Origin of the sequence: Nocardia sp. NBC_00565, from assembly GCF_036345915.1 — a bacterium.
Taxonomy (GTDB): domain Bacteria; phylum Actinomycetota; class Actinomycetes; order Mycobacteriales; family Mycobacteriaceae; genus Nocardia.
Genome location: NZ_CP107785.1, coordinates 452,738 through 475,882, shown reverse-complemented (window position 1 = coordinate 475,882; position 23,145 = coordinate 452,738). Strand labels below are relative to the sequence as shown.

22 protein-coding genes and 1 pseudogene are annotated in these 23,145 nt (G+C 63.1%); 12 read left to right on the top strand and 11 right to left on the bottom strand.

All coding sequences use genetic code 11. From position 1 onward, the window contains the following. The first annotated feature begins 2 nt into the window (after window positions 1-2). The 10 genes and pseudogenes from OG874_RS02570 (at window position 3) to OG874_RS44605 (ending at window position 6,632) form a co-directional block, all read left to right on the top strand. Entirely contained in the window at window positions 3-530 is a 528-nt protein-coding gene (locus tag OG874_RS02570) for a hypothetical protein (protein ID WP_330253517.1), read from the top strand. After that, a complete protein-coding gene (locus tag OG874_RS02565; RefSeq protein ID WP_330253516.1) occupies window positions 527-1,687 on the top strand; it encodes a hypothetical protein in 1,161 nt (386 codons plus the stop codon). Before OG874_RS02570 ends, OG874_RS02565 begins: the two co-directional genes overlap by 4 nt. 117 nt (window positions 1,688-1,804) lie before the next feature. Beyond that, window positions 1,805-2,578 (top strand): ESX secretion-associated protein EspG, encoded by a 774-nt coding sequence (locus OG874_RS02560; protein WP_330253515.1) that lies wholly within the window; start codon window positions 1,805-1,807, stop codon window positions 2,576-2,578. A gap of 740 nt (window positions 2,579-3,318) precedes the next feature. After that, a complete protein-coding gene (locus OG874_RS02555; RefSeq protein WP_330253514.1) occupies window positions 3,319-3,894 on the top strand; it encodes a hypothetical protein in 576 nt (191 codons plus the stop codon). Continuing rightward, window positions 3,891-4,205, top strand: coding sequence for a hypothetical protein (locus OG874_RS02550; RefSeq protein WP_330253513.1), 315 nt, complete (start codon window positions 3,891-3,893; stop codon window positions 4,203-4,205). The genes OG874_RS02555 and OG874_RS02550 overlap by 4 nt, the downstream gene beginning before the upstream one ends. Beyond that, entirely contained in the window at window positions 4,205-5,041 is an 837-nt protein-coding gene (locus OG874_RS02545; RefSeq protein ID WP_330253512.1) for a hypothetical protein, read from the top strand. Before OG874_RS02550 ends, OG874_RS02545 begins: the two co-directional genes overlap by 1 nt. Then, window positions 5,038-5,598: a hypothetical protein gene (locus OG874_RS02540; protein WP_330253511.1), complete on the top strand. Its 561-nt coding sequence runs from the start codon at window positions 5,038-5,040 to the stop codon at window positions 5,596-5,598. Before OG874_RS02545 ends, OG874_RS02540 begins: the two co-directional genes overlap by 4 nt. Before the next feature lie 253 nt (window positions 5,599-5,851). Then, window positions 5,852-6,001: a hypothetical protein gene (locus OG874_RS44615; protein WP_442943491.1), complete on the top strand. Its 150-nt coding sequence runs from the start codon at window positions 5,852-5,854 to the stop codon at window positions 5,999-6,001. After that, window positions 5,974-6,396 (top strand): annotated as a pseudogene (locus OG874_RS44610) (transposase); the annotation flags it as partial. The gene OG874_RS44615 and the pseudogene OG874_RS44610, both read left to right, overlap by 28 nt. 47 nt (window positions 6,397-6,443) lie before the next feature. Beyond that, window positions 6,444-6,632: a hypothetical protein gene (locus OG874_RS44605; RefSeq protein WP_442943490.1), complete on the top strand. Its 189-nt coding sequence runs from the start codon at window positions 6,444-6,446 to the stop codon at window positions 6,630-6,632. 1,401 nt (window positions 6,633-8,033) lie between these two features. Here OG874_RS44605 and OG874_RS02530 read toward each other — a convergent pair. The 10 genes from OG874_RS02530 to OG874_RS02490 all read right to left on the bottom strand — a co-directional run bounded on the left by OG874_RS02530 (window position 8,034) and on the right by OG874_RS02490 (window position 20,145). After that, on the bottom strand, window positions 8,034-9,584 hold the full coding sequence (locus tag OG874_RS02530; protein WP_330253510.1) for a serine/threonine-protein kinase: 1,551 nt from the start codon (window positions 9,582-9,584) through the stop codon (window positions 8,034-8,036). Window positions 9,585-9,662: 78 nt separating this feature from the next. Beyond that, complete coding sequence (locus OG874_RS02525) at window positions 9,663-11,600, bottom strand: serine/threonine-protein kinase (RefSeq protein ID WP_330253509.1); 1,938 nt, start codon at window positions 11,598-11,600, stop codon at window positions 9,663-9,665. Between the two features lie 173 nt (window positions 11,601-11,773). Then, window positions 11,774-13,048, bottom strand: a complete 1,275-nt coding sequence (locus OG874_RS02520) for a cytochrome P450 (RefSeq protein ID WP_330253508.1) — start codon at window positions 13,046-13,048, stop codon at window positions 11,774-11,776. A 170-nt stretch (window positions 13,049-13,218) separates the two neighbouring features. Beyond that, a complete protein-coding gene (locus OG874_RS44600; protein ID WP_442943487.1) occupies window positions 13,219-13,353 on the bottom strand; it encodes a VOC family protein in 135 nt (44 codons plus the stop codon). 295 nt (window positions 13,354-13,648) lie between these two features. Further along, window positions 13,649-14,329, bottom strand: a complete 681-nt coding sequence (locus OG874_RS02515) for a TetR/AcrR family transcriptional regulator (protein WP_330253507.1) — start codon at window positions 14,327-14,329, stop codon at window positions 13,649-13,651. Next, entirely contained in the window at window positions 14,326-16,581 is a 2,256-nt protein-coding gene (locus OG874_RS02510) for an MMPL family transporter (RefSeq protein ID WP_330253506.1), read from the bottom strand. The genes OG874_RS02515 and OG874_RS02510 overlap by 4 nt, the downstream gene beginning before the upstream one ends. Window positions 16,582-16,772: 191 nt before the next feature. Then, window positions 16,773-17,429, bottom strand: a complete 657-nt coding sequence (locus OG874_RS02505; RefSeq protein ID WP_330253505.1) for a hypothetical protein — start codon at window positions 17,427-17,429, stop codon at window positions 16,773-16,775. 304 nt (window positions 17,430-17,733) lie between these two features. Continuing rightward, window positions 17,734-18,534 (bottom strand): N-acetylmuramoyl-L-alanine amidase, encoded by an 801-nt coding sequence (locus OG874_RS02500; RefSeq protein WP_330253504.1) that lies wholly within the window; start codon window positions 18,532-18,534, stop codon window positions 17,734-17,736. Between the two features lie 35 nt (window positions 18,535-18,569). Then, on the bottom strand, window positions 18,570-19,391 hold the full coding sequence (locus OG874_RS02495) for a hypothetical protein (protein WP_330253503.1): 822 nt from the start codon (window positions 19,389-19,391) through the stop codon (window positions 18,570-18,572). Window positions 19,392-19,521: 130 nt separating this feature from the next. Further along, window positions 19,522-20,145: a LysE/ArgO family amino acid transporter gene (locus tag OG874_RS02490; RefSeq protein WP_330253502.1), complete on the bottom strand. Its 624-nt coding sequence runs from the start codon at window positions 20,143-20,145 to the stop codon at window positions 19,522-19,524. Window positions 20,146-20,218: 73 nt separating this feature from the next. Here OG874_RS02490 and OG874_RS02485 point away from each other — a divergent pair, with 73 nt between their 5' ends. Both OG874_RS02485 and OG874_RS02480 read left to right on the top strand, forming a co-directional pair. Next, window positions 20,219-21,106, top strand: a complete 888-nt coding sequence (locus OG874_RS02485) for a LysR family transcriptional regulator ArgP (RefSeq protein ID WP_330253501.1) — start codon at window positions 20,219-20,221, stop codon at window positions 21,104-21,106. A gap of 117 nt (window positions 21,107-21,223) precedes the next feature. Next, on the top strand, window positions 21,224-22,390 hold the full coding sequence (locus OG874_RS02480) for a Fic family protein (RefSeq protein WP_330253500.1): 1,167 nt from the start codon (window positions 21,224-21,226) through the stop codon (window positions 22,388-22,390). On the opposite strand, the gene OG874_RS02475 is transcribed toward OG874_RS02480, so the two are convergent. Then, window positions 22,357-23,073 carry an SDR family oxidoreductase gene (locus tag OG874_RS02475; RefSeq protein WP_330253499.1) on the bottom strand — a complete coding sequence of 239 codons (717 nt, stop codon included), beginning with the start codon at window positions 23,071-23,073 and terminating at the stop codon, window positions 22,357-22,359. The genes OG874_RS02480 and OG874_RS02475 overlap by 34 nt on opposite strands. Window positions 23,074-23,145: the final 72 nt, after the last annotated feature.

Below are 23,145 nucleotides of genomic sequence, written 5' to 3'. Positions count from 1 at the left end.
CAATGGCTGACGACAGTAAATCGGCGGGTCCGCTGGCGAATCTGATCATCGAGGCCCGGGAGGGCCGATTGCAGGTATCGATCAAACCGGAAGACTTCGTCTACATCGACCGCGACTGTGAGCGGTTCAAGGAACTGATACGGGCCATGCAGCAGCAGGCGACGGACCTGTCGCGGCGCGAGAACAACCAGTGGGGCCTGGGTGCCGACAATGCGAAGCTGACGTCGGCACAAACCCTCGTCGGCCGTTTTCGTGAAAAGGCCCAGAGCGACAGCAACTCGAACAACTTGCACACCATCCTCGACGAGCATTACCGCATCGTCGACGACATCCAGACGATGCACCGCGAGATCCGTGACCGCTACATGGCCTCCGACGCCGAATTCGCCGCCAGTGTCCGTGATTTGCTGTCGCGACTGCCCGAAAGTCCCACCCCGATCGACACCACTGCGCACCAACCGGGTGTAACCACCCCGCCGCTGCAGGGCCAGCCGGAGATCCCCGCACCACAGCCGGGAGCCGCTTCGTGAGCGGCAACGAGAACCCGAGGATCCAGAAGACCGAGAACGCCCGGGATCTGGATCATCACGCCATCCGCTCGCTGTTCACCCCGATCAACACCACTCCGGCGAACAACACCGCCGCCGAGTACAACGCTCTCGCCCACATGTGGGAAGTTGGGGTGGAGGTCTTCGCGTACCGGATCAAGGCCTCGATCGACGCTGCCTGGAGCGGCGGCTCGGCCGCTCCGAAGGCGCAGGAAGCGATTAAGCGCTACACCGACAAAGCGCACGAATTGACCCCTGTCATGCAAGCACTGGCGGGGCGGGTCGGCGACGCCGCCAGCGCGATCGTCTCGACCCAGAGTGCGCTGCCCGGTGAGGTCAATGAAAAACCGTGGTGGCACAAGGATTCCTGGCCGTGGGTCGGCATCGCCAACGACAGTGTTGTCAAGGACCGCGACGAGGACGCGCAGACGGCGATGGAGACCTACTACGTCAACCGGTTCGTCAGCCTTGACGGTCAGATCCCGGTCTTGCCGACACCTGTCGATCCGACCAGTCCACTGGATATCTCCGCACCGACCAAATCCACCGGAACCGGCGACGGGCCATACACTCCAGGCACATCCGGCACCACGGATCCCGGCACACCTGGTTCTACCTCGGATGAGCCGAAGCAGCCCGGCTCGGAGGACGACAAGAGCGGCGAAGACCCGACCGTCAGTCAAACGACCATCACCCCGGACACCGCTACCACGCCGACCAATAGCAACAACGCCACCTCGACGGTCCCGCAAACGACCAAACCCAGCCTGGACACCTCAACGGTCCCTACCACGACCACGTCGGGTACACCGAGCACTTCGGGTCTGCCGAGCAGCCCCGGAATATCCAGCGCCCCAGGGACTTCCAGCACCCCGTCCCCGGGACGCAGCGTCTCAGGTGCCCCGAGCACACCCAACGTGACCGGCAGCCCAACGGCCGCGGCGGCCAGTGCTGGACGGGCAGGCATGTCGGGTATGGGTATGGGTGGCGCTGGTGCCGGCCGCGGCAAGTCGGACGAGGAATCAACCCACGAGACCCCGGACTACCTGGTCAACGAGCAGAACACCGAAGAGCTGATCGGCGAAGCTCCGAAAACGGTTCCCGGTGGTGTGATCGGCGGCGACCACGACGATCGGTAAGCGGGCACAGGGCGCGCATCTGGTCGCACCGAGCGATTCCAGGCGGTCATTCGCGCAGTTACCAATGAGTGTGCCCAACAAAGCTTCCCGGCCACCGCAGAACCTGAACGGACCCCCATGCCTGAATGGACCTTGGACACGGAAGATTTCGCCGCACTCTGGTACAGCGATGCCAATGACCGGTTCCCCCGTCCACTGAACTATCGCAGCCGCTTCGCCTTTCGCGAGGATTTCACTGCGCACCGCGATGTGGTCCGCGGACAGTACTCGGCCGATGAGTTCGAGGAGCTCGAGCTGGCGTTGCGCACCCTGTCCAGCTCGGACATGCGTTTCGAAATCCTCGGCGGCACACGCAAACACAAGAACAGCAACGGTACGGATCCCCGTGAATACCACATCGTCGGCGCACGTAACCCTTACCACTGCGTGGTGCTGTTCCAAGCTGTCCTCGGGAAGGACAATGGGCCCATCAGGTTACGCATGTCCCGCGCCGAGAACCTGCCCTCATACTTGGTGAAGTCGATCCCCGCCTGTAAACCGGGCACCCACCGGCCCGCCACCTTCCACCCCGACGACCTGCGTGGGCCGAACAACAGCCACTTTGAAACCGTCGGACGCAGCACCCCGCGTGAACAGTACCGTCGCCTGCTCGGCCGTCCCTCCGACGGTGGCGGCGCCGCAGGATTTCTCGTCGCTCCCCTCTACGCCCGCCCCGAACCGTCGAACACGATGCAGTGGTACGACATCATCGACGACGGCCGCTACACCGAACTCCGCGGCCAGCACATCTCGGTTCGCCCTACCACCCCCGACGACATCACCAGCCAATTCACCATCTGGATCGAACGAGCACTGCAACGCCTACGAGAAGCCGAACAAGACCAGTGGTGAACCAAGCCGTTGGATCGTCCACTCCAGTCCGGCATTGCCCGCCAGCGCACTCACCCGACCGAACCCATCAGCTAGACAACCGAATTCCATCTGCACAGTGACAACCCTGCCAGAGTCCATTCCCGGGCGACGACGCTGGCCGTCCGCCCAACGAACACAGATTCGATGGAACCGCACGCCCGGTCTGTGCGTCAGTATCAATAGACAGAACTCGATGAGCAACGACTGGGAGCAACGAGGGGGCCGACGGCGCGAATGCGGTCAGATGAAGGCAGTTACTCCCGACGGGAACGAGACTGGGCGGTGACCGATACCCAGTCGAATTCCCTGATCGCGCAACGCGAAGACTCCACCGGATGGTACTCCGGTGTCAGCCTGTTCGAGTCGATCAGCGACCCGAACGAGGCCATCTGCTTCGGTCCGCTAGGAGGACGCCCGGCCGGGTGTCGCAACGGCCACCGCTGGCGAACGCAACGGATCCATGCACCTCGCCATCATCCGCCGCTGCGGAATCGCCGTTCGATCGCGATCTTGATAGCCTCGACCAAGTGTCGGGGCTACCCGGCCGTCATGGACACGTCGGGGGGACGCCGAAGTTGCGACAGTCGGCCACACCGTGTCCATTGCAACTCGGCCACCTGCCGTCCATTGCCGCGACTGTCACACACTATATCGGGTTGATCCACCCTCCCACTCGAGCGCAATAAAACAGGAACCACAGTAAGGAGAGTGAATAGCGATTGAATAGTGTTCTGATCGGGGCGGGATTGTTCAAGATGAATCTCGGCGACGGCCGCCTGCCCATCAATATCGATGTGAACCGAAATCTGCATGACCAATTGCATCCACGAGATTTCTCGACAGCGGCAATGACAGGGTACTACCTCGCACTCTGGGAGTACGATGCACCGATAATTGCTCAAGGTAAATTCGCCGCTCTCAGCGCACGCCCGTCTCGCCGCGCAGAAATTATTACCCTGCTCGAAACTAATTCGATCACGGAATTTGATGAAGTTCAGGAAGCCGCCCTTGGGCGTGCCGAGTTTGTCGGCCATGGCCCAATAGCCGAATCCGGCGCAAGAACCGTAACGGTGGCAGCAACAATTTCGCGCATTAGTCGCATTGACATTGATCCAACATGGGCGGCATCAACGACCCCATATTACATCTCCCATGACATCATCGAGTGTGTGGATCAAATCCGAAGGAAGCGTCCCCACTTCCATGAAGGCGGCTCCTGGGCGCACCGCTCCGACGACGAGCTCGAGAATGAACTACGAGAATACCAGAATTATCTGACGAGGAATTCCCGATGACTAACTTTTCCGTAGATCTAAACAGGCTGGTTTCAGCCTCGAGGGCCTGGAGCGAAGCATCGCAAGTCCTAGGCGTAGCCGCAGGAAAGGCGCAGGAAATCGCAGACAGTAACAAGGATGTTATTTGGGCAATGTGGGCGGATGTCTGGGAAGCACAGCTAGCAGCCGCGCGATACGTGAACGCGAGATTACTGGAGGGCAAGGCCGAGGCAAGCTCCATAGGAAATATCTTGGATCACGTCGCCAAGGTCTATCAGGAACAAGACCAGCGCTACGCCAACGTCATAATAAAACTCACGGAGACACTGTAATGACCACCGTAGACGAGATCAATAACGTCCTAACTGAGTTCTCGAAGAAGATCGACGAACTACACGACACTCCTGCCGAGGTAGACCGCAATTTCGACACCGCCGCAATAGTGCTTGCGTCCAGGGAAGGGATGGTATTAGGGGTTCCTGGACAAATTGTTGGAGGAATCTACGGGGCGATCACCAATGACGACTTCTCCGGATACCTGGGTAATCATAGGGAAGAAATCAAGAATAAGATAACAGAACTTCTAAATGAGCTAAGTACAGCCATAAAAGGAACGAAGGCTCCTATCGCTTTCGTCCAAACCAGCGGATACTGGCTGGACCTTAAAGGCAAGATCGGGGAGGCCCAGAACGACGGGGTTGTCACCGGCAACACATTAGCCTACTGGACGGGTGGTGCCGCGGATAAGTATAATCAGTCCCGGCTAACTCAGGATATCGCCATGGACTCAGCAAAAACTGCATGCGACACGCTGCACACCAGTCTGGCTGCGATAGCTACAAGCTCATGGGAGTTCTACACCGACATTGTTAAAGAATTGTCCGGATATCTGATCGACTTTGGTGCATCGGTTACGAAGATCGCCACAGGGATAGGAGCTCCTTGGGCAATTTCTGATATAATCGATCTTCTTGCGAAAATAATCAAGTCGGTAATTGATCTCGGGAAAAAGCTCGGCAAAGTCCTCATCGAGCAGAAGGTGAACATCGACAAAATCAACGGTGCTACGGATCATCCGAAAGGGTTTGTCAACAATAAATGGCCGCAGAGCGCTTCTACAGACTTCGATACCGGCAGGCCTGACGACGACCAATGGAAGGCGAAATGAGCATCCTAAAATTCGCGTCAGCCGCGCTGCTCGGGAGCCTGCTCGTATCGGGGTGCGGCCTATTTCCGCGTTCTCATCCTGAAAAGTGGGAGGTTAACGAGAGCGTACACTCGCTCCAGGAGTTGTGCGACTACCCGAAAGAGTTCTTTACCGTCTGGTTCAAGGCCGAAAAGCTCAAAATCAGCAGTACAACCAGCTCTCCGACCCAAGACAAGATCGGCAGCATCGGAAGTTGCAGCTACAAACTCGACGACGGCTCGGAATTTCCTCAATATCTCGGCAATAACGTCTTGGAACGCCATTCTGAAGACGCGAAACCTACGGAATCCAAGGGTCGACCGGGTCGTACACTGACAATTGACGGCGTGCCTGTTTCTGAAACGCACCTGCCGAATCCATCATTTGTGGATGATACGACACGCCACTATTTGAAATTGACGGCGACCATCGATGGATGGGACGGTGAACTGGAATTTAATGTCGACAATGATAGCGATCCAAAGATAGAGGCGGGTGCACAAGTGGTGGTAAAAATGATTCGAGCATTGAAGGGCTAGAAGTAGCGATGACCTTGCATAACTGATATGAATGTATTCCACCGACCGGTCACTTCCCGAGCGGGGCCTTCTTCCAGAACTCGTCGATGACTTGTTGCTCGCTGCCGGCGCTTTTCCAGCGCGAACGGCTTCTCGGTAGCTATACACACCTTCTTCTCGGGTGGTGGTCATCTTGACTGCTTAGGCTGTGTCTCACGTCGTTGTAATTCGCTCGATGTGTGTCGTAACCGGTTGTGCCGCATGATGTCTGGTCGTGGTCGATGATCTGTCGCAACGTCTGGTCCCGGATGGGCTGTGGGCGCTGGTCGAGCCCTTGTTGCCGAAGTTCGAGGCTCGCCCGCAGGTGGCGGCACAGCGCCAGTCGATGAGCGGGCCGTGTTCACCGCAGTGGTGTTCGTGCTGACCAGCGGGTGTGCGTGGCGGATGCTGCCGCCATCGTTCGGGGTCACTGTCCCGACGGCGCACCGCCGACTCACCGTCTGGACCGAGGCCGGTGTATGGCGGCGATTACACCGCGCAGTGCTGGACGAGCTGGGTAGCCAGGGCTTGATCGACTGGTCGCGGGCGGTGATCGACGCGGCGTCGGTGCGAGCGAAAAAAGGGGGCGATATGACCGGCCCGAGCCCGGTCGATCGAGGCAAGTCCGGATCGAAGCTCCACGTGCTGTCCGACCGCGCGGGACTGCCTCTGGCCGTGGGTATTCGGCAGCCAATACCAACGACGCTGAAGCGCTGCGCCCGCTCGTGCGGGCGAACCCGGCAGGTGCGGTCGCGGCGTGGGCCACGCCGACGCCCACCGGCAAAGCTGCACGCCGACAAGGCATACGACCACACCGAGCTGCGCCGATGGGTCGTGACCGGGGCATCGGCGTCCGGATCGCCCGCAAGGGCATCGAATCCGGCGCCCGCCTCGGCCTTCACCGATGGGTCATCGAACGAACAATCTCCTGGCTGACCGGCTACCACCGGCTCAACATCCGCTACGACCGCAAGCCCACGCACTTCCTGGCTACCTCAACCTCGCCGCAGCATTGACCGGCCACAAGAAACTCGCGAAGGCGAAATCAGCGACATGAGACACGGTCTTAGCACACTTCTACCGATCGGTTCCCCACGGAATCAATAACTTTCGTCCCAAATCCTATAGAAACCGATGCCCCAGGCCGGATTCCGGGGCATCAGGTGTCGCGGGGAATCGACAACTCAGCGGGTCACCATGCGGGCCGCCTGCGCAGCGCGTATCCGGCCGGGGCGAAGCCGACACGGGAGAGCAAGGCCACCCCCGGCGACGACCGAACGATCCAGCCCGCACACCACAAATGACCGCGCACTCGGGTCGGCGCGGCCCGAGATTCCAAGCGTTCCTCAGGCTTCCGCACATCGGTGGCGAAATCTGATGCGCCTGGCCTGGTTCGACAGGACCGTCAAGAAGCGGCGATCTGCTGACCGCTCAGTCTGTCGCGACAGCTCTGTTCGATGTCCTCCCATCGGCATGAGCACGCGGTCGCGAAGTGGCTTGGCCCGCCGATCAGATGCCTTGAAGGACAACCGATCAGCGGCGTAGTGCGCCACGCAGTCTCACGTGCTGGGCGGCAGAGCGGCTACCACGGTGTTCGCTATCCGTTTCAGCTCGGCACAGAGTTCGGGCCGCTTACCGTTCTCGTTCGCCGAGGCTTCGAACATGACCGTTCCCGATGCCACGCCGGACTTCGAGTCCCGTGCCACGTCGAATGCTATGTCGCAGAAGTAATCCGTCTGCGCCCAGTACAGCTGGAGCGCAGGGCGCCCTCCGATCGTCAACGGCGTTGGCCGCACATATTTTCCGTCGGTTTCGCAGCGTCAACGCAGGTGGCGGGCAACGACGAGAAGCCCGATTGATAGTCCGGCAAATCGATCTTGTGGGAACAGCTGACCAGCGACAACACCGAGCACAAAAGCAGAATGTGCAATACATGGCGACCGCGTCGAACGCCCACGAGCAAACCCTCCCCAAGAACAGGTCGCCGGCGCGCGACCCGATGTCGAATGTAGGTTACTCGACGGCATTCTCGCGATGCCTTGCGGTTTGGATACGTGACAACTGACGAATACTCGTTCGCCTCGACCCGCCAAGGCGGTGGCACCGCCGTCCCCGCCCCACCTCACGGATTCCATACCCGCTCGCCAAGAGTCGTCGGCGAGATCGAGCAAGCGCTGGCGGAAGAGCTTTCACGACCAAGGCGTTTCCTCGGCGGCCAACCCGACTTCGACTAACCAGTGTAGTGCCACCCCCGGAACCCCGACTTCCCCAGGCGGGAACCCGTCGACCCCCGGCACCCCCAGTTCGTCTGCTCCGAGCCCGGGATGCACGATTGCCGGGACCACATCGGTCACCTCAGGCGCGACCGGGACGTCGACCGCATCAACTGGCGTCTGCACCGGCCGCAGGACGATGGATCATTTCCCGAGTGGGGCCTTCTTCCAGAACTCGTCTATGACTTGTTGCTCGCTGACGGCGCTTTTCCAGTAGAACTCCAGGACGAATCGTCCGCGTTCCGGATCATCAGGGAATCCGCTATCTATGTCGCGGAGGAGATATGTACCGGGAACCGATGTCGTGACCGGAAGCGGGGTCGGAAGATCGGGATGCGACACCATCACTTGTTGCATGCCAACAGCTTTCTTCGCCAAGAACGCTTTCGCAACGGCGACGGACCCGAAGTCCATGACCGTGATGTAGTAGTTGATGCCTTCGTCGTCGCAGTGGATGCCGCTTTGGAGCCCCTCCTCGAAGCCGGGGGACATGTGCGCGCATTTCAGGTCGTGCCACCCCTTGCCGAAGTCGCGATCGGACACCAGCTTCGGGAAGGCATCGGCGATCGCCTGTTCCTTGCTGCTCCACGGATCAGTTGACCAGCGATGCCAATTCAGAGCGATGACTGCCCCACCGACTGCGAACACCAGAAAAGCAACCAGGGCAATGGAAATCAGGACGCGCCCCAGCTGGCGTCGCAGAGGTGACGACCTCCTCGGCGGAGAATAGGGGAACGGTTGGTGTAACGGCACACCGGCAGGATGGTGTCGGTATTCAGGAGCCGGAGGTTGGACCGCGGCGTGATACCCGGCGATGTTCACAGTGGTCGGATCAGGCAGCGGCAGCGCGACAGCACGCCCTGCGACAGCACCTCGAGCTGCGGCCGCGAACTCACTACAACTGGCGAAACGGTGGTCGGGCAGCTTGGCCATTGCTCGGGCGATAACGCCGTCCAGCTCCGGCGGCAAGTCGGGGCGCCAGGTGCTGACCTGTGGGACAGGCTTACTCAAATGAGCGGCGATGACTTGGCCCGGGTTGGTTTCCGCAAAAGGCGTTCTCCCGGCGACAAGCGTGAAAAAGGTGCAGGCGAGCGAATACTGATCGGCACGATGGTCGATAACATCGCCGGACAGTTGTTCCGGTGAGGCGTATGCGAGAGTGGCGGTAAACGTGCTGGCGGCCGTCAGTTGAGTGTTGGTATCTGCCAATCGAGCAATACCGAAGTCGGTAAGGACGGCGCGTTCATCGCGTCCGGTATCGGGCGCGGCGAGCAAGATATTGGCGGGCTTGACATCTCGGTGCAGTACACCCCTGGAATGTGCGAAATCGATTGCCGCGCCGGTTTCCCCGATGATCCGCAACGCGCGTTCAACCGTCACCGCGTGCCGATCCAATCGAGCAGCGTCGATGCCCTCGACAAATTGCATAGCGATCCACAGGTGTCCGCCGTCGGTGCCGCGGTCGTAGATATCGACAATGCCCGGATGCTCCAGGCGCGCAATGACATCGGCCTCCTGCCCGAACCTGCGCCGCAGTTCCTCGTCCGCGGAGACCTCGCGATTGAGCAGCTTGAGCGCGACCGACCGGGGCAGGCGCGGGTGACGGGCCAGATAGACCGTGCCCATGCCACCCTGACCGAGGACTCCCTCAATCACGTAACCGGCGAAAGTCTCGCCGACGCGGAGCTGAACCACTGTCCCCCTATCCCTGCCGAGCGCGATCTTGGGGCAGCATAGTCGTAATCACGCCGACCAGACCCTCTCAGTCACCCTCTACTGAGTGAAGTCTTTGATCACCGTCCGACCGCCGAGGGCGGTGGTGACGATCGTTCCCCTGGTCAACGCCTGCAGCCCGTCGGGATGGCGAGAGGTCGTTTCGACGTGATACAGATCTGCCGCGACCGCGGTTACCTCCACGCAATGCACGGTCCCGACCGGGTGGACATCAATGCTGTTCTGCAGGACATTGGCGCTCGGAATCGTCGTCGATTCGGATGCGACGAATGTCCGCGCTTGTACACCGCTGTGCTGGACGTAGTACGCGTAGTAGTAGGCGAAAATGACATCCGGGCCGGTCGACGTTCCGCCAGGACCGTTGCCTGTGATCTTCCCCTTGTCGGTGCTCGGCGCGCACCAACTCGGCGCAGCTGACGAGGTGGACAACGGTACCGGCGCATCGGCCTGCGAACCGCTACCGAGCGGTGCCTGCGGCCACCACTCCTGCAATGTCTCCGCAGCGGTGTGATTGGCCCACGACATGACGAAGACGAAGCGTGATCGCTGCTCAGAAAATCTCGTGTAAATGTCTTTGGCACTGCGGAACGTACTCGGATCAATTGTCACCAGAAGAGAGGTCGATCCCGAGTGCGTGGCCCAACGGTCGCCGGATCTACTACTGACCGACTCTTCCACGGACGCGGTGGCCGAATCACCATTACCGAAATCCCGTACCTCGTACTCGATTCCACGGTCCCGGTCCGAGCATTTGATGTAGGGCACCTTGCCTTGATAGATGGCATTCCCGTGGCACTCCGCGCCGAGCCAGCCTTGGAGACCGTTCCCGCTGGCCAGCAGGCTAGGAAACGCGTCCGCTATCACCTGGTGTTGTGAGTCCCATACCTGGCCGTTGAGATGCCGGAGAATGTTGTCGCGCTCGACCACGAGAACAGTGCCGCCGATAGCCATCAATACCGCGACGACCATGGCAGATACCAATAGCGCCTTGGACTTTCGCGGCCGAGGCGGCATCACCGGCCCAACAGGTCGGTGCATCGGCGCATGGTAGTGGGGTTGCGGCACAGCTGCGTATTGGTACTGCGGAGCCGGGGCAGCGGAGCGATTCACGACTGTTGGAGCCGACCGCGCGGCCACTCCGTGGTACACGGCATCGACTGCGGCCGCAGCGAACTCACCACAGCTCGCGAACCGGTCATCGCGTTGTTTGGCCATCGCCCGCGCGATGACGCCATCCAGCACCGGCGGCAGATCCGGCCGGAAGCTACTCAGTTGCGGCACCGGCTTGCTGAGATGCGCGGCCACGACTTGGCCCGGATTGGTATCGGCGAATGGCGACCGGCCGGCCAGCAGGGTGAAAAGCGTGCAAGCAAGGGAGTATTGGTCCGCACGATGGTCCGTCGGTTCGGCCGACAGTTGCTCCGGGGACGCGTACGCCAACGTCGCCATCATCGAACCCGTGGTCGTCAGTTTCGTATTCGAGTCCAAGAGTCGCGCGATACCGAAATCCGTGAGGACAGCACGTTCTTCACGCCCGGACTCAGGCTCCGCCAAAAGGATATTGGCAGGTTTGATGTCGCGATGTAGGACGCCACGGCTGTGCGCGTAGTCGAGTGCCGCTGCTGTCTCGGTGATAATCCGTAGTGCCCGTTCGACTGTCAGTGTGCGTGGATCCAGTGCGACGGCGTCGCTACCGCGGATGTATTGCATGGCAATCCACAAGCACCCGTCATACGTACCACGATCGTAGACACCGACGATGCCCGGATGATCCAGGCGGGCAACCACGGTAGCTTCTTGCTCGAAGCGGCGACGCAATTCCTCGTCGACGGAGATCTCCCGGTTCAGCAGCTTGAGCGCAACCGAGCGCGGCAAGCGCGGGTGACGGGCCAGATACACTGTGCCCATTCCGCCTTGTCCGAGTACACCTTCGATGCTGTAACCCGCGAACGCCTCGCCGATGTTCAGCTGGACCACGGCCCCCCTCTACTGGTCTCGCACCTGCCGAGTCGCACCGAAGAATAGCGTGCCGATGTCGCAGCTGCCTCAGACTGGCGGCCCGGTACAGCGCAGCGAGCACGTATCGCGGGCGGCGGTCAGGTCATGGACCGAACCGGGCTCGACGTCGGAGACCCACAGGGACGGACTTCTTACACGATGTTCAACGGAGGGGACTCGGGAAAGACAACCGGCAATGCCGCCATAGCCCGATGGAAGGGGCCTGGCCGCCAAACCAGCTCCTCCGGCGGCACCGCCAGTCGCATCTCGGGGAGGGCGTCGAGAAGCTGATCGATGGCATCCTGCACGACCTGGTACGCCACGAACTTGGCCGGGCAGGCATGCGGCCCGGCGCTCCACGCCAGATGCGAGCGATTACCGGTGCGGTCCCCACCACGGATCGCGGGGTCGTTGTTGCATCCGGCGAGACTGATGAGCACCGGCTGGTGCGCAGGCAACCAGGTGTTATCGATCAGGATCGGTTGCCGTGGGTACGTTGTGCAAAAGTTGGCCAGCGGCGGGTCGTTGAACAGCACCTCATCGAGCGCGTCGCGGGTCGACAGGCTCCCACCGAGCATATCGCCACCGAACCGGTCGTCGGTCAGCATCAGCAACAGGGTGTTGGCGATCAGATTCTGCTGCGGTTCGATACCCACACCGTAAAAGCTGATCAGCTGAGCAAGCATCTCCGTGTCATCGAGGCCGGCCGGATGATGCGCAAGCCGCGACGTGACGTCGTCTGCGGGCTCCGAGCGTCGCAGCTGAATCAACTCCATCAGCGCCTCGCTGAGCATCTGCATGCCGCGGGCGGCCTCGACGGTATCGAAGAGCGCGGCCATGCCGGTCGCGACCCGCTGCCCCAGCTCCGCCGAGCAGCCGACCATCTGGTTGAGGACCTCGAAGACGAGCGGAAACGCGTACTGGGACAACAAGTCCGCCGAACCGTCCGCACAGAAGCTGTTGATCAGCGGGATCGCGATCTTCTGGACGGTGGAATGAAAGGCGTGCAGGTCGATGCCGTCGATGCTGGCGGTGTACGTCTGCCGATAGCGAGCATGCGCGCCTCCGCTGTTGCGCAGTGCATTCGGATGCCACTCCATCATCGGGCGAACGGGGGAATCGTCGGGAATGCCCTCCTGCCAGGTCCGCGGATCGGCCGGAAAATGCTCGGGGTCGTTGAGGATTCGCAACGCGGTGCGGTACCCGATCACCAAGGTCGCGGGCACATTCGGAGCCAATTCCATCGGAGCAAGCGAGCCGTACTGACTGCGCATGTCGCGGTAGCCGCTGTGTGGATCAGCGGCGAACTTCCGGCTACGCAGACAAACTTGAGGGGTGTCGGTATTGATAGGTGATCCGTGCTGGACGGGGCAGGTTCCGGGTGCGGTGGTGTGGGGCGCGGACGTTGGGGACTGCGCTGCGGTCATAGATTGCCTCCAAACGATGGAAAGGGGAATCGGCGAGCGCAGGCGCGTGCCTGAGGCCACATGCGCCGAAAGGTCATGGGTATGTCAGGTGCAGGTCGAGCACGTCGGGCTGTCCGCGTGAATCGCATTGTGATACAACGCAATTGACAACAGTTGGGCTCGGTACAGCGTCAGATCGGCGCGGCAGCTCGAGGTGAATGCCATCGGGATCGTTGAAATCCAAGGACATCCTGGTAGAACGCGCGGGAAGCCTCGACGTCGGTCACCGTCAGGCGGACGTGGTGAATGCCGTTGGTGTTGACCATCGCCACGATGTCTCCGAAAGGGTTTGCCGTTGTTGTGAAACCAGGGTAGATCCCGCACGCCGGTCGAACTATGGTCGGAAACGACATATTCAGTACTGAATGCGACATGGATGTTGCACCCTGGGCTGTCTGCCAACGCTGTTGGAAGCGCCCGAGCGTCTGTGTATTGAGGTGATCTCAGCAAGGGTGAACTCGCCCAGCCAGTGAGTCGGCTGCTGGCTGCCCGTACCACGGCGGGCGCACACCGGCAAAGCCGGCAAGCACGGCGGCCTCAGCCTGGCGTCGACTCTGCGGATCAGGGTCGCCCGCGGTATTCCGCCAGCCACTGGACGACCCCATCGGGGGTCACGCCCTCGCCGAGGATGTTGTCGATGACGGCCCGGCCGATGCAGACCGAGCGCAGCACGCGATCGGCGACCGCGTCCAGATCTCCCCACGGCAGATAGGGTTTCGCGATCAGTAGGGAGGCGATTCCGTGCGCGCTCGACCACAGCTCCAGCACCACCGGCACCGGATCGCCCGGCGTGATGACGCCGATATTCATGCATTCGGTGATGGTGGCCGCGAAATGTGCGAAGGCGCCGCTGGTGAGCACCTGATCGACGGCACCTGCGGTCTCGCCGCGCATGGTGGCCAGCCGGTACTGCTCAGGATGCTCTCTGGCGAACCGAACATACGCCTGCCCCTGCTGGCGTAGCCGCTCCATCGGCGACTCGTTCGGGTCGGTCGCGGCCGACATCACCTCATCCAGATCCTCGAACACCTGGGCCACGACCGCCTCGATCAGCTGATCCTTATCCGCGAAGTGGCGGTAGATCGATGGCGGGGTGACACCGACGATCTTGGCGATCTCGCGAATGGAAACCGCGTCGACGTGACCGGTGCGGGCCAGCAATTCCTTGGTGGCATCCATGATTTCGGCACGCAGCCCCTCACCGGAGCCGCGCGCCGAACGCTTCCTGCGGGCGAGGGTCATGTTCGCGCGGCTAATTCGGATTCAGTTGCGCCGGTCGCGGTTTCGCCCTCGTGCAACCCGATCTTGGCGTGCAGCCGGGCAAGTGGCGCGGGCGCCCACCAGTTCGCGGTGCCCATCAGCTTCATGAGTGCCGGCGCGAGCAGACCGCGGATCAGCGTGGCGTCCGCGAGCACCGTCAAAGTCAGTCCCAGGCCCAGCATCTGGATGAACGATACCTTCGAGGTGACCATGGCGGCCATCACGATGGCCATCAAAAGCGCGGCGGCCGTGAAGATCTTGCCGGTGCGCGCGACGCCGAGCGCGACCGCACGGTTGCTGTCGGCAGTGGTGCGCCCCGAGGCCAACCACTCCTCGCGGATGCGCGAGAGCAGGAACACCTCGTAGTCCATGGACATGCCGAAGGCGAGGCAGAACATCAGGATCGGCATGGTCGGCACAAGATATCCGGTCGCGTCGCTGCCGAGCAGACCGGACAGATGCCCGTCCTGGAAGATCCAGACCATCGCCCCGAATGCCGCCGTTAGCGAAAGCGTATTGAGGGCAAGGGCTTTCAGTGGAAGCAGCACGCTGCCGGTGAACAGGAACAGCACGACGAAGGTGGTGAGCACGATCAGCGCACCGGCCAGCGGCAGGCGCGCGCCCAGTGCGTCGAGGGAGTCGACGTTGACCGCGGCGCCACCGCCGAACAGCGCGGGACCCGGGCCTGCGACGTCGCGCAGTTGCGCCAACTGTTCCTTGCCCGCCGTGGTGAAGGGGTCGACTGTCGTTGCGACAGTGAGGAATGCGCCGGTGTCGTTGGTCATCTGCGGCAGCGCGTCCGACACCTGCATACCGCCGATGTACACGCCGCCGCCGGAGAGCACACCGGCCACACCGTGCACCTTCGACAGTGCGGCGGCGTAATCGCCGACAGCGGCGGGGTTGCCGCGGTAACCGTCGAGCACGATGGTGACTTCGGTGGCGGCGTTGGATCGGAAGTCCTCGCGCAGTGCGTCGCCGACCGTGCGGCTGCTGGCGGCCGCACTCGCGTTGAGCACGCGGTCATCCGGGTAGCCGAATTTCACTCCGAGGAACGGGGATCCGATCGCGAGCAGCAGCACGATGATCGCGATGGCGACCGGTGCGGCATGGCGCATCACCCACTGCACCGTGCGGTACCAAAAGGTCTGCTCGGGTGCCAGATCCGCGCGCGGTGCCCGACCGAGCAGACGCCCCAGCGGCTTTCGCAGATCGCCCGCGTTCACCCGGTGCCCGAGCAGCATCAGGGCAGCGGGCAGGACCAGGATCGAGGCCGCGGCGGCCGCGGCGACCACCGCGACGCCCGAGTAGGCAAAGGATTTCAGGAAGTACAGGTTGAAGACGCCGAGCGCCGCCACCGACAGCGCGACGGTCAGTGCCGAATAGAGCACCGTGCGTCCCGCGGTCTGCACCGCGCGCACCACGGCCGCCTCGACATCGAGTCCGTTGCCGAGTTCCTCGCGGAAGCGGCTGACGATGAACAGGCTGTAGTCGATCGCGAGTGCGAGACCGAGTGCCGTGGTCATATTCAGCGCGAAGATCGAGACATCGGTGAACACCGTGAGGGTGCGCAGGATCGCCAGGGTGGTGAGGATCGCGAAGATGCCGACCGCCAGCGGCAGGAAGGCCGCGACCAGACTGCCGAAGACCAGGATCAGCACGAGGAACGACAGCGGGATCGCCACGCCCTCGGCGACCGCAAGATCGTGGGTGATCTGTTCGTTCGTCTCGTGGTAGACGGAGCTGAGTCCGCCCTGAGCGATGCTGACACCGTCCTTGGTCCCGGTGACCTGTTCGGCGATCTCGCCGGCGGCATTTTGCGCCGTCGTCTCATCGCCGGTGATGTAGCCGAGCACCAGCGCGCTCTTGCCATCCGTGCTGCGCAATGCGGAGGACAGCTGTTGCGGGGCGCTCCAGTAGGACTGGATGCCGATCACATCACCGCGCGACCGCAGGGTGTCGACCAGCTTCGCGCCCGCGTCCTTCGCGGCCGGACTGTTCGCGCCCGCCTCGTCGCGGACCAGCAGGATGAGGTTGGGTTCACCGCCGCCGAAGTTATCCGCGATCAGCCTGGAGACCTGCGACGATTCGGCTTCGGTCGGGGTGAAGCCGCCGGTCTTCATATGCGCGGCCGCCGAAGCGCCGAATACGCCGCAGAGCACGGCCAACAGTGCTGCGGCGAGCAGGATGGCGCGCGGATGCCGGGTGGTCAGATGTGCGATCCGTACGAGCATGAGCGTCTCTCCTGTTCGGCCTTCGCGCTGAGGTAACAGCGTTAGCGTAACGCCGTTAACTCAACGGGGATAGGGGTGTTCGCAAGCCGGATCGTAATGCCGGTCACCAGACCGGCCGCCGGGCTATCCGCAATGCCGCTCGGTTAAGTTGTCCTGCCCGGTTGTCAAATCGGGCAGGATGTGGACTTGGGCTATGCCGAGAACTCGTCGGCGAGGGTGTTCCAGAACATGAGCTCGTAATTCTGGAAGAGCCTGGCATATAAATGCGCCTCGCCCGGCTTCAGCCGCCCGGTGTCGAGTCCGGCCTGGATGGCGGCAAGGGCCCGCTGTTCGATCTCGGAGACGTCGGCAGCGAAGAAGTCGAAGAACGCGCACGCGGGGTCGTCGAAGTCGTAGTGGGTGCGCATCGCCGCGGCTACGGCCTTGCAGTAGCGGCCCCATGCGGTGAAATTCGAGTAGATACCCGCTGCGGCGGCGCAGGGTTCGGCGTGCATCGCCAACCAGGCGACGTAGGCCGGATACGCCTGGCAGCCCGCCCTCGGCAGCTCCATGCCCTGGTCGGGTCCCACCGCCGCCACCAGCGCGTCCAGCATGCCGTTCGCCTGCTGCTCGCCCGGTGGGAGCCCGCCGAAGAAGACTCTGGCGTGCGGTTCGTCCGCCCGCGCCGCCATGACGTGGAAGCTGCGCCAGTCGCTGCTGGTGATGCGCTGCTCCTCCGCCGCGATCGCCGCGAAGGCCGCCAGCGGCGCCTTACCCGCCGTGATCAGCGGGATCAAGCGGTTGTCGGCGTCGTGCGGGCCCAGCTCCGCCTGGATACCGTCGAGCAGTGCGCGGGCGGAAACGGTCATCGGAACCTCCCTATGGACGGGTATCTCTGTCTATTTGGACGGGTATCTCTGTCTATTCAACTGCCTTGCCACAACTATCGCGGTCATTCGATTCCGTCGACGCCGTGTTCGACATCCCAGCGTTGCCGGGCCGAGGCGATGACGTCCTTGTGATCTCGCGACCAGTCGGCGAGCGCGCCGATCGCCGCGGCTTGGTCACGCTGGCGACGACGCCGACAACACCAAGCCCGGCTGTCGCACTACCGACGCCGAGGCCACCCACTCACCTGAGTGCAGTTGCAGTATCAACTGCCCGGTATTGGGGCTATCCGAGGAAAGCGACGATCGCGGCGGCGATGGCGTCCGCGTAGCGTGCGCGCCCGTCCGGGGATTCGATCAGCGCGGCGTCACCCGGGTCGCGCATATTCCCGCACTCCACCAACGCGACCGGATATTCCGAGAGGTTCAGACCGGCCAGGTCCGCGCGCGGGTTCATCCCCTCGACGCCGACATAGGTCGAGGGGCTGAAGCCGGACCGAACCATGGTGTCGCGCAACGTCGTTGCCAATCGCTGGGACGGCTCGCGCTGTGCGGCGTTCAGGGGCGGTGCGGAGTAGGCGACGTGGAAACCGTGCGCGCCCGCGGCGGCGCCGTCGGCATGGATCGAGACGACGGCCGCTGCGCCACTGCGGTTTCCGATCGCCGCACGTTCGTCGACACAGGGGCCGACGCCCGCATCGTCGTCGCGGGTCATTACGACGCGAATACCGCGGGCGGCCAGCGCATCTCGGACGCGGGTAGCGATGTCCCAGGTGAATTCGTGTTCGGTGTAGCCATCGGTGGCCGAGGTTCCGGTGGTGTTGCACGCCTTGGTTTTTCCGCGTCCGTCCGGCACCGGCCGGTTGATCTGCGCGGGCTGTGCGGCGTTGCCACCATTGTGGCCGGGATCGATGACGACGACGCGGTCATCGGCGATGAAGGGCGCCGGAGTCGTTGTCGGTCCTTCCTCCGTGCGCGGCGTCGTGGTTGCCGCCGTGTCGTGCGCCGGTGCGCCCGGTGTGCATCCGCCGAGCAGCACGCCCCACGCGCAGATCGCGGCGGTCGTTTGCCAGCTTCGGAGTCGCATACCACGACCCTGCCACAGGGGCTTGTGCCCGCGAACTACCGGAACGCCAGCGCACCGAGCGTATCCGCGTGGCGGTACTGCAGGTACTTCTTGACGATCTCCACGTCGACGGCCGCACTGGCGGTGGCGACGGTGACCACGACGAATTCCTTCTCGTTCCCATCGCGCCATTTGCCGGTGACGAAGTGGTCGATATACGTGCCCGACCGCAGGTGCAGATCTTCATCGGTGAACTTGCCGAGTGCCGCGGACGCCTGACCGTCATCGGACATGGCGATGACGAACTGGGTGATCTTCAGCGCGCCGTTCTCGGCTCGATACACCAGCTCGGCCGCGTACCGGCAGCCCAATCCGGTGAGCTTGCCGTCCACCTCGAAATCGCGGCAGCTGGTGTGGTCGCGGCCCTCGACCCAGTCGGCGTGCAGTTCCACATTGTTGAACTTGAAGTTCCAGTCACCGGCTAAGTCGTTGAAGCTGAGCTTGCCCGAGGACGGCTGACCCAGGGTCGTGGTGGTCGATCGCTGGGTGGTCGGCTGACTGGTGGATCGCGGCGAACTCGTCGCGGGAACCACCGTGACGGTGTTCTGGGCGGCCTGGGTTTCGCCGTTGTCCCGCCCGGTGATGACGACCACGCCGACGCCGACCGCGGCGAGCACCGCGACCAGCCCGAGCACCACCGCCACGATGACCCCGGTTTTCGGTTTCGGGGGCGGCATGCCCGGATTCGGCGGGCCCGGATATCCCATCGGATAGCCGGTCTGATCCCAGCCCTGTTGCGGCGAATAGCTCGTTGGCTGCCCCCACGGCGCCGGATCCTGCCGTGGCGGCTGCTCCCCGTAGCCGTACGGATAACTCACTGCCTGCCCGCCTCTCACGCCTGGGGCGGCGACCCCCACCCCGCACTGCCGAACCGATCACGTACTGATCGTGATCCGATCCCCCAGCGTTGCAGGGTTTTGCAGCAAGTTTAGCCCGAGCGTGGCGGGCCTACCCGGTGAGCAGCAAGCCGAGCGCGAGGCCGAACATCACGGCCGCGATCACCGAATCCAGCACCCGCCAGGCGATCGGGCGGGCGAACAGCGGGCCGAGTTTGCGGGCGCCGTAGCCCAGGGCGGTGAACCAGAGGATGCTGGCGGCCATCGCGCCCGCACCGAGGAACCAGCGGTCCGGGCTGGTGTAGGTGTTGGCGAAGGAGCCGAGCAGCAGCACCGTGTCCAGGTAGACGTGCGGGTTGAGCCAGGTCAGAGCCAGGCAGGTGAGGACGGTCGCGCCGAGTGCGACGGTCGCGCCGGTGGCTTCGGCGGCCAGTGTCGCGGACGCGAAGACGCGCCGTGCCGCGAGCAGACCGTATCCGAGGAGGAAGGCCGCCCCCACGTAGCGGATGACGGTCAGCACCACCGGAGCGGATTGGACGACGACACCGAGCCCGCCGACTCCGGCCGCGATCAGCACCATGTCCGAAACGGCGCACACCGCGACCACCGCGAGCACATGCTGGCCGCGCAGACCCTGTCGCAGGACGAAGGCGTTCTGCGCGCCGATCGCCACGATCAGGGAAAGTCCGAAGCCGAGTCCTGAGATGGCCGCCAAGGCCGCCGATGATGCCGTCACAGGTATCGACGCTAGATTCGCGGATCTCACCAGACCAGCTAAAGATTCTGAAGTACCTTTACGATTCCTTAATATGGACCTGCAGCTGGATCAGCTTCGCGCGCTCAATGCGGCGGTCACCGAGGGCACCTTCGACGCGGCCGCGCGCAGTCTGCGGGTGACGCCATCGGCGGTCAGTCAGCGCATCAAGGCGCTGGAGGATGCGGCCGGTCGCATCCTGCTGCAGCGCACAAAACCGGTGCGGCCCACCGAATCCGGGCTCGCGGTGCTGCGGTTGGCGCGTCAGATCGAACTGCTCGCGGGTGACACCGCACGGGAACTCGGCGATACCGATCGACCTGCGGATCAACCCATCCGGGTGCCGATCGCGGTCAATGCCGACTCGTTGGAAACGTGGGTGATGCCCGCGCTGCGGCGCGCACCCGCCGGAGTGTGTTTCGAAATACACCGCGAGGACGAGGAACACACCACCCGCCTACTGCGCGACGGAACGGTGATGGCGGCGATCACCGCCACCGCCGCACCGGTCCAGGGCTGCCGGGTCGAGAAGCTCGGGGCGATGCGATACCGGCCGATGGCACAGCCGAGGTTCGCGCGGACCTGGTTCGCCGACGGACCGACAGCAGCCGCCTACGCCGCAGCCCCGGTCGTGCTCTTCGATCGCAAGGACGACCTGCAGGACCGGCACCTGCGACGCCGATGCAAGCAACCGGTCGAGCCCCCGCGCCACTACGTACCGTCCTCAGCGGGATTCGCGGAGGCCATCCGAATCGGCCTCGGATGGGGCATGCTCCCGGACCTACAAACCCGAGGCGGCCGGGCCGGACGAGACCTCGTACCGATCGACGGCGATTCCCACATCGACGTCCCGCTGTACTGGCAACAGTGGAAAGTCGACTCCCCCGCACTCACCGGCGTCGCCACCGCGATCACCGCAGCCGCAGCCGCAGCGTTGCGCTGAGACGCACACCCCACGGCGATGAATTGGGGAACGTCACCGCGAGCGCCGTCAGCGAACGGTGGGAAACCCCTGAGCGCACTCTTTGACGTAATGATTACGTCAAAGTATTGTTGACGTGTGCTGTTTCCGACTCCCGCGCTGACCGAAGCCGACGAACGCGTGCTGATCGAAGTGGACGGCATGCGTGACGAACTGCGGCATCAGTTGATGGGCCGACCAGCGAGGTGGACCGGGGGGCTGCGGAAGTTCTTGACCGCTGACGCGGTGGCAGCGTCCAACTCGATCGAAGGCTTCAAAGTCTCCACGGTTGACGTCGAGGACTTGATCGCAGGCGAGCGCGATGTCGATGTCTCCGAGGAGAACCGCGAGGAGACCCTCGCCTACGAGCGGATGATGACCTACATCCAGACTCTGCACGACGTCGACGACTTCGGTTATAGCAAGGGTCTACTCAACGCTCTGCACTGGATGTTGCAGGGGCATAGGCACACAACGCAGAAACCGGCGGGTCAATGGCGTCGCGGCCCCGTCTACGTGACCGATGCCCGTGATCCGAGCATCGCCGCGTACACCGCGCCGGACGCCGACGCCGTGCCCGCCTTGATGGCAGAACTGATCGCTTGGCTGGACAACACCGACGGGTCGCACACCTTGGTGCGCGCCGCCATGGCACACCTGCATCTGGTGTCCATCCATCCATGGGCCGACGGCAACGGCCGAATGTCGCGATCCCTGCAAACATTGATGATCGCGCGGGAAGGCGTTCTCGCGCCCGAGTTTTCATCGATCGAAGCGTGGCTGGGACGTCCTGGTAATACTTGGGAGTACTACCAGGTACTTGGTCGGCGCGGCAGTGAATATCGACCCGATCAGGACGTTGCCGAATGGATTCGATTCAATCTGATCGCCTATCACCAACAGGCTCAGACGGTGCATGCCCGATTCGTTCGCTCTGGGCGAGTGTGGGATGCATTGGCCGACTTCACAAATGAGAAAAACCTGGATGAAAGGCTGATCGCCGCGCTGCATGACGTCGCGATGGCGGGCCGGGTCCGGCGCACCCGATACGAGCAGAATGAAGGGCTCAGTCTGCAACAGGCGCAACGTGATCTGCGCGACCTCGTGCGGAGTCGGGTGTTGGAACCGGTCGGTCGCACGCGTGCGCGGTTCTATGTTGCCGGGTCGGCATTTCCCGAGGCCGCGTTGGATATTGCTCGGACGCCGGTGACGCTGACGGAACCGTACGGTGGCTACCAGGGCAAAGGGCCGCTGGCATCGAAGTAGCCGCCGGTGGGGCCGGTGGGGGTGAGTTGGGCCATGCGGACGATTATTTCGGCGCCCTGTTGGACGGTTTGGGTGCCTGCGTGGCCGTTGAGGTCGGTGGCGGTGTAGCCGGGTTCTACGGCGTTGATGCGGATGGTTGGGAAGGCTTTGGCGTATTGGACGGTGATCATGTTGACGGCGGCCTTCGACGTCGGGTAGGCGACGCCGGGGTAGGCGTAGGCCGGTGTGTCGGGGGTGGAGACCTTGGTCAGGGAGGCCAGGCCGCTGCTGACGTTGACCACGACCGGTGCGGTGGAGCGTTGCAGTAGGGGCAGGAAGGCGTGGGTGACGCGGACGAGACCGAGGACATTGGTCTCGAGCAGTGGTCGCATGATGTCGGTGGTCACGGCACCGGCGCCGATCACGTCGCTGTCGCGTGTTTCGGACTCGATGCCCGCGATGCCCGCGTTGTTGACGAGCACGTCCAGCCCGCCGTCGGCTTCGATGGTTTTCGCGGCGGCCGCGACGGATGCGTCATCGGTGATATCGATGACCACCGGCCGCGCACCTATCTCTTCGGCAGCCCGGCGCCCGCGTTCGGCATCGCGGCTGCCCAGGTAAACGGTGTGGCCGGCGGCGATCAGTCGGCGGGCGGTCTCGAAGCCCAGTCCCTTGTTGGCTCCGGTGATCAGTGTCGTTGTCATGGCTCCAGGTTCGCGCCGATCCGGCCGGTCATCCAGTCGCCTGGCTTTCCTGGGACTGCTGATACCAGGCAA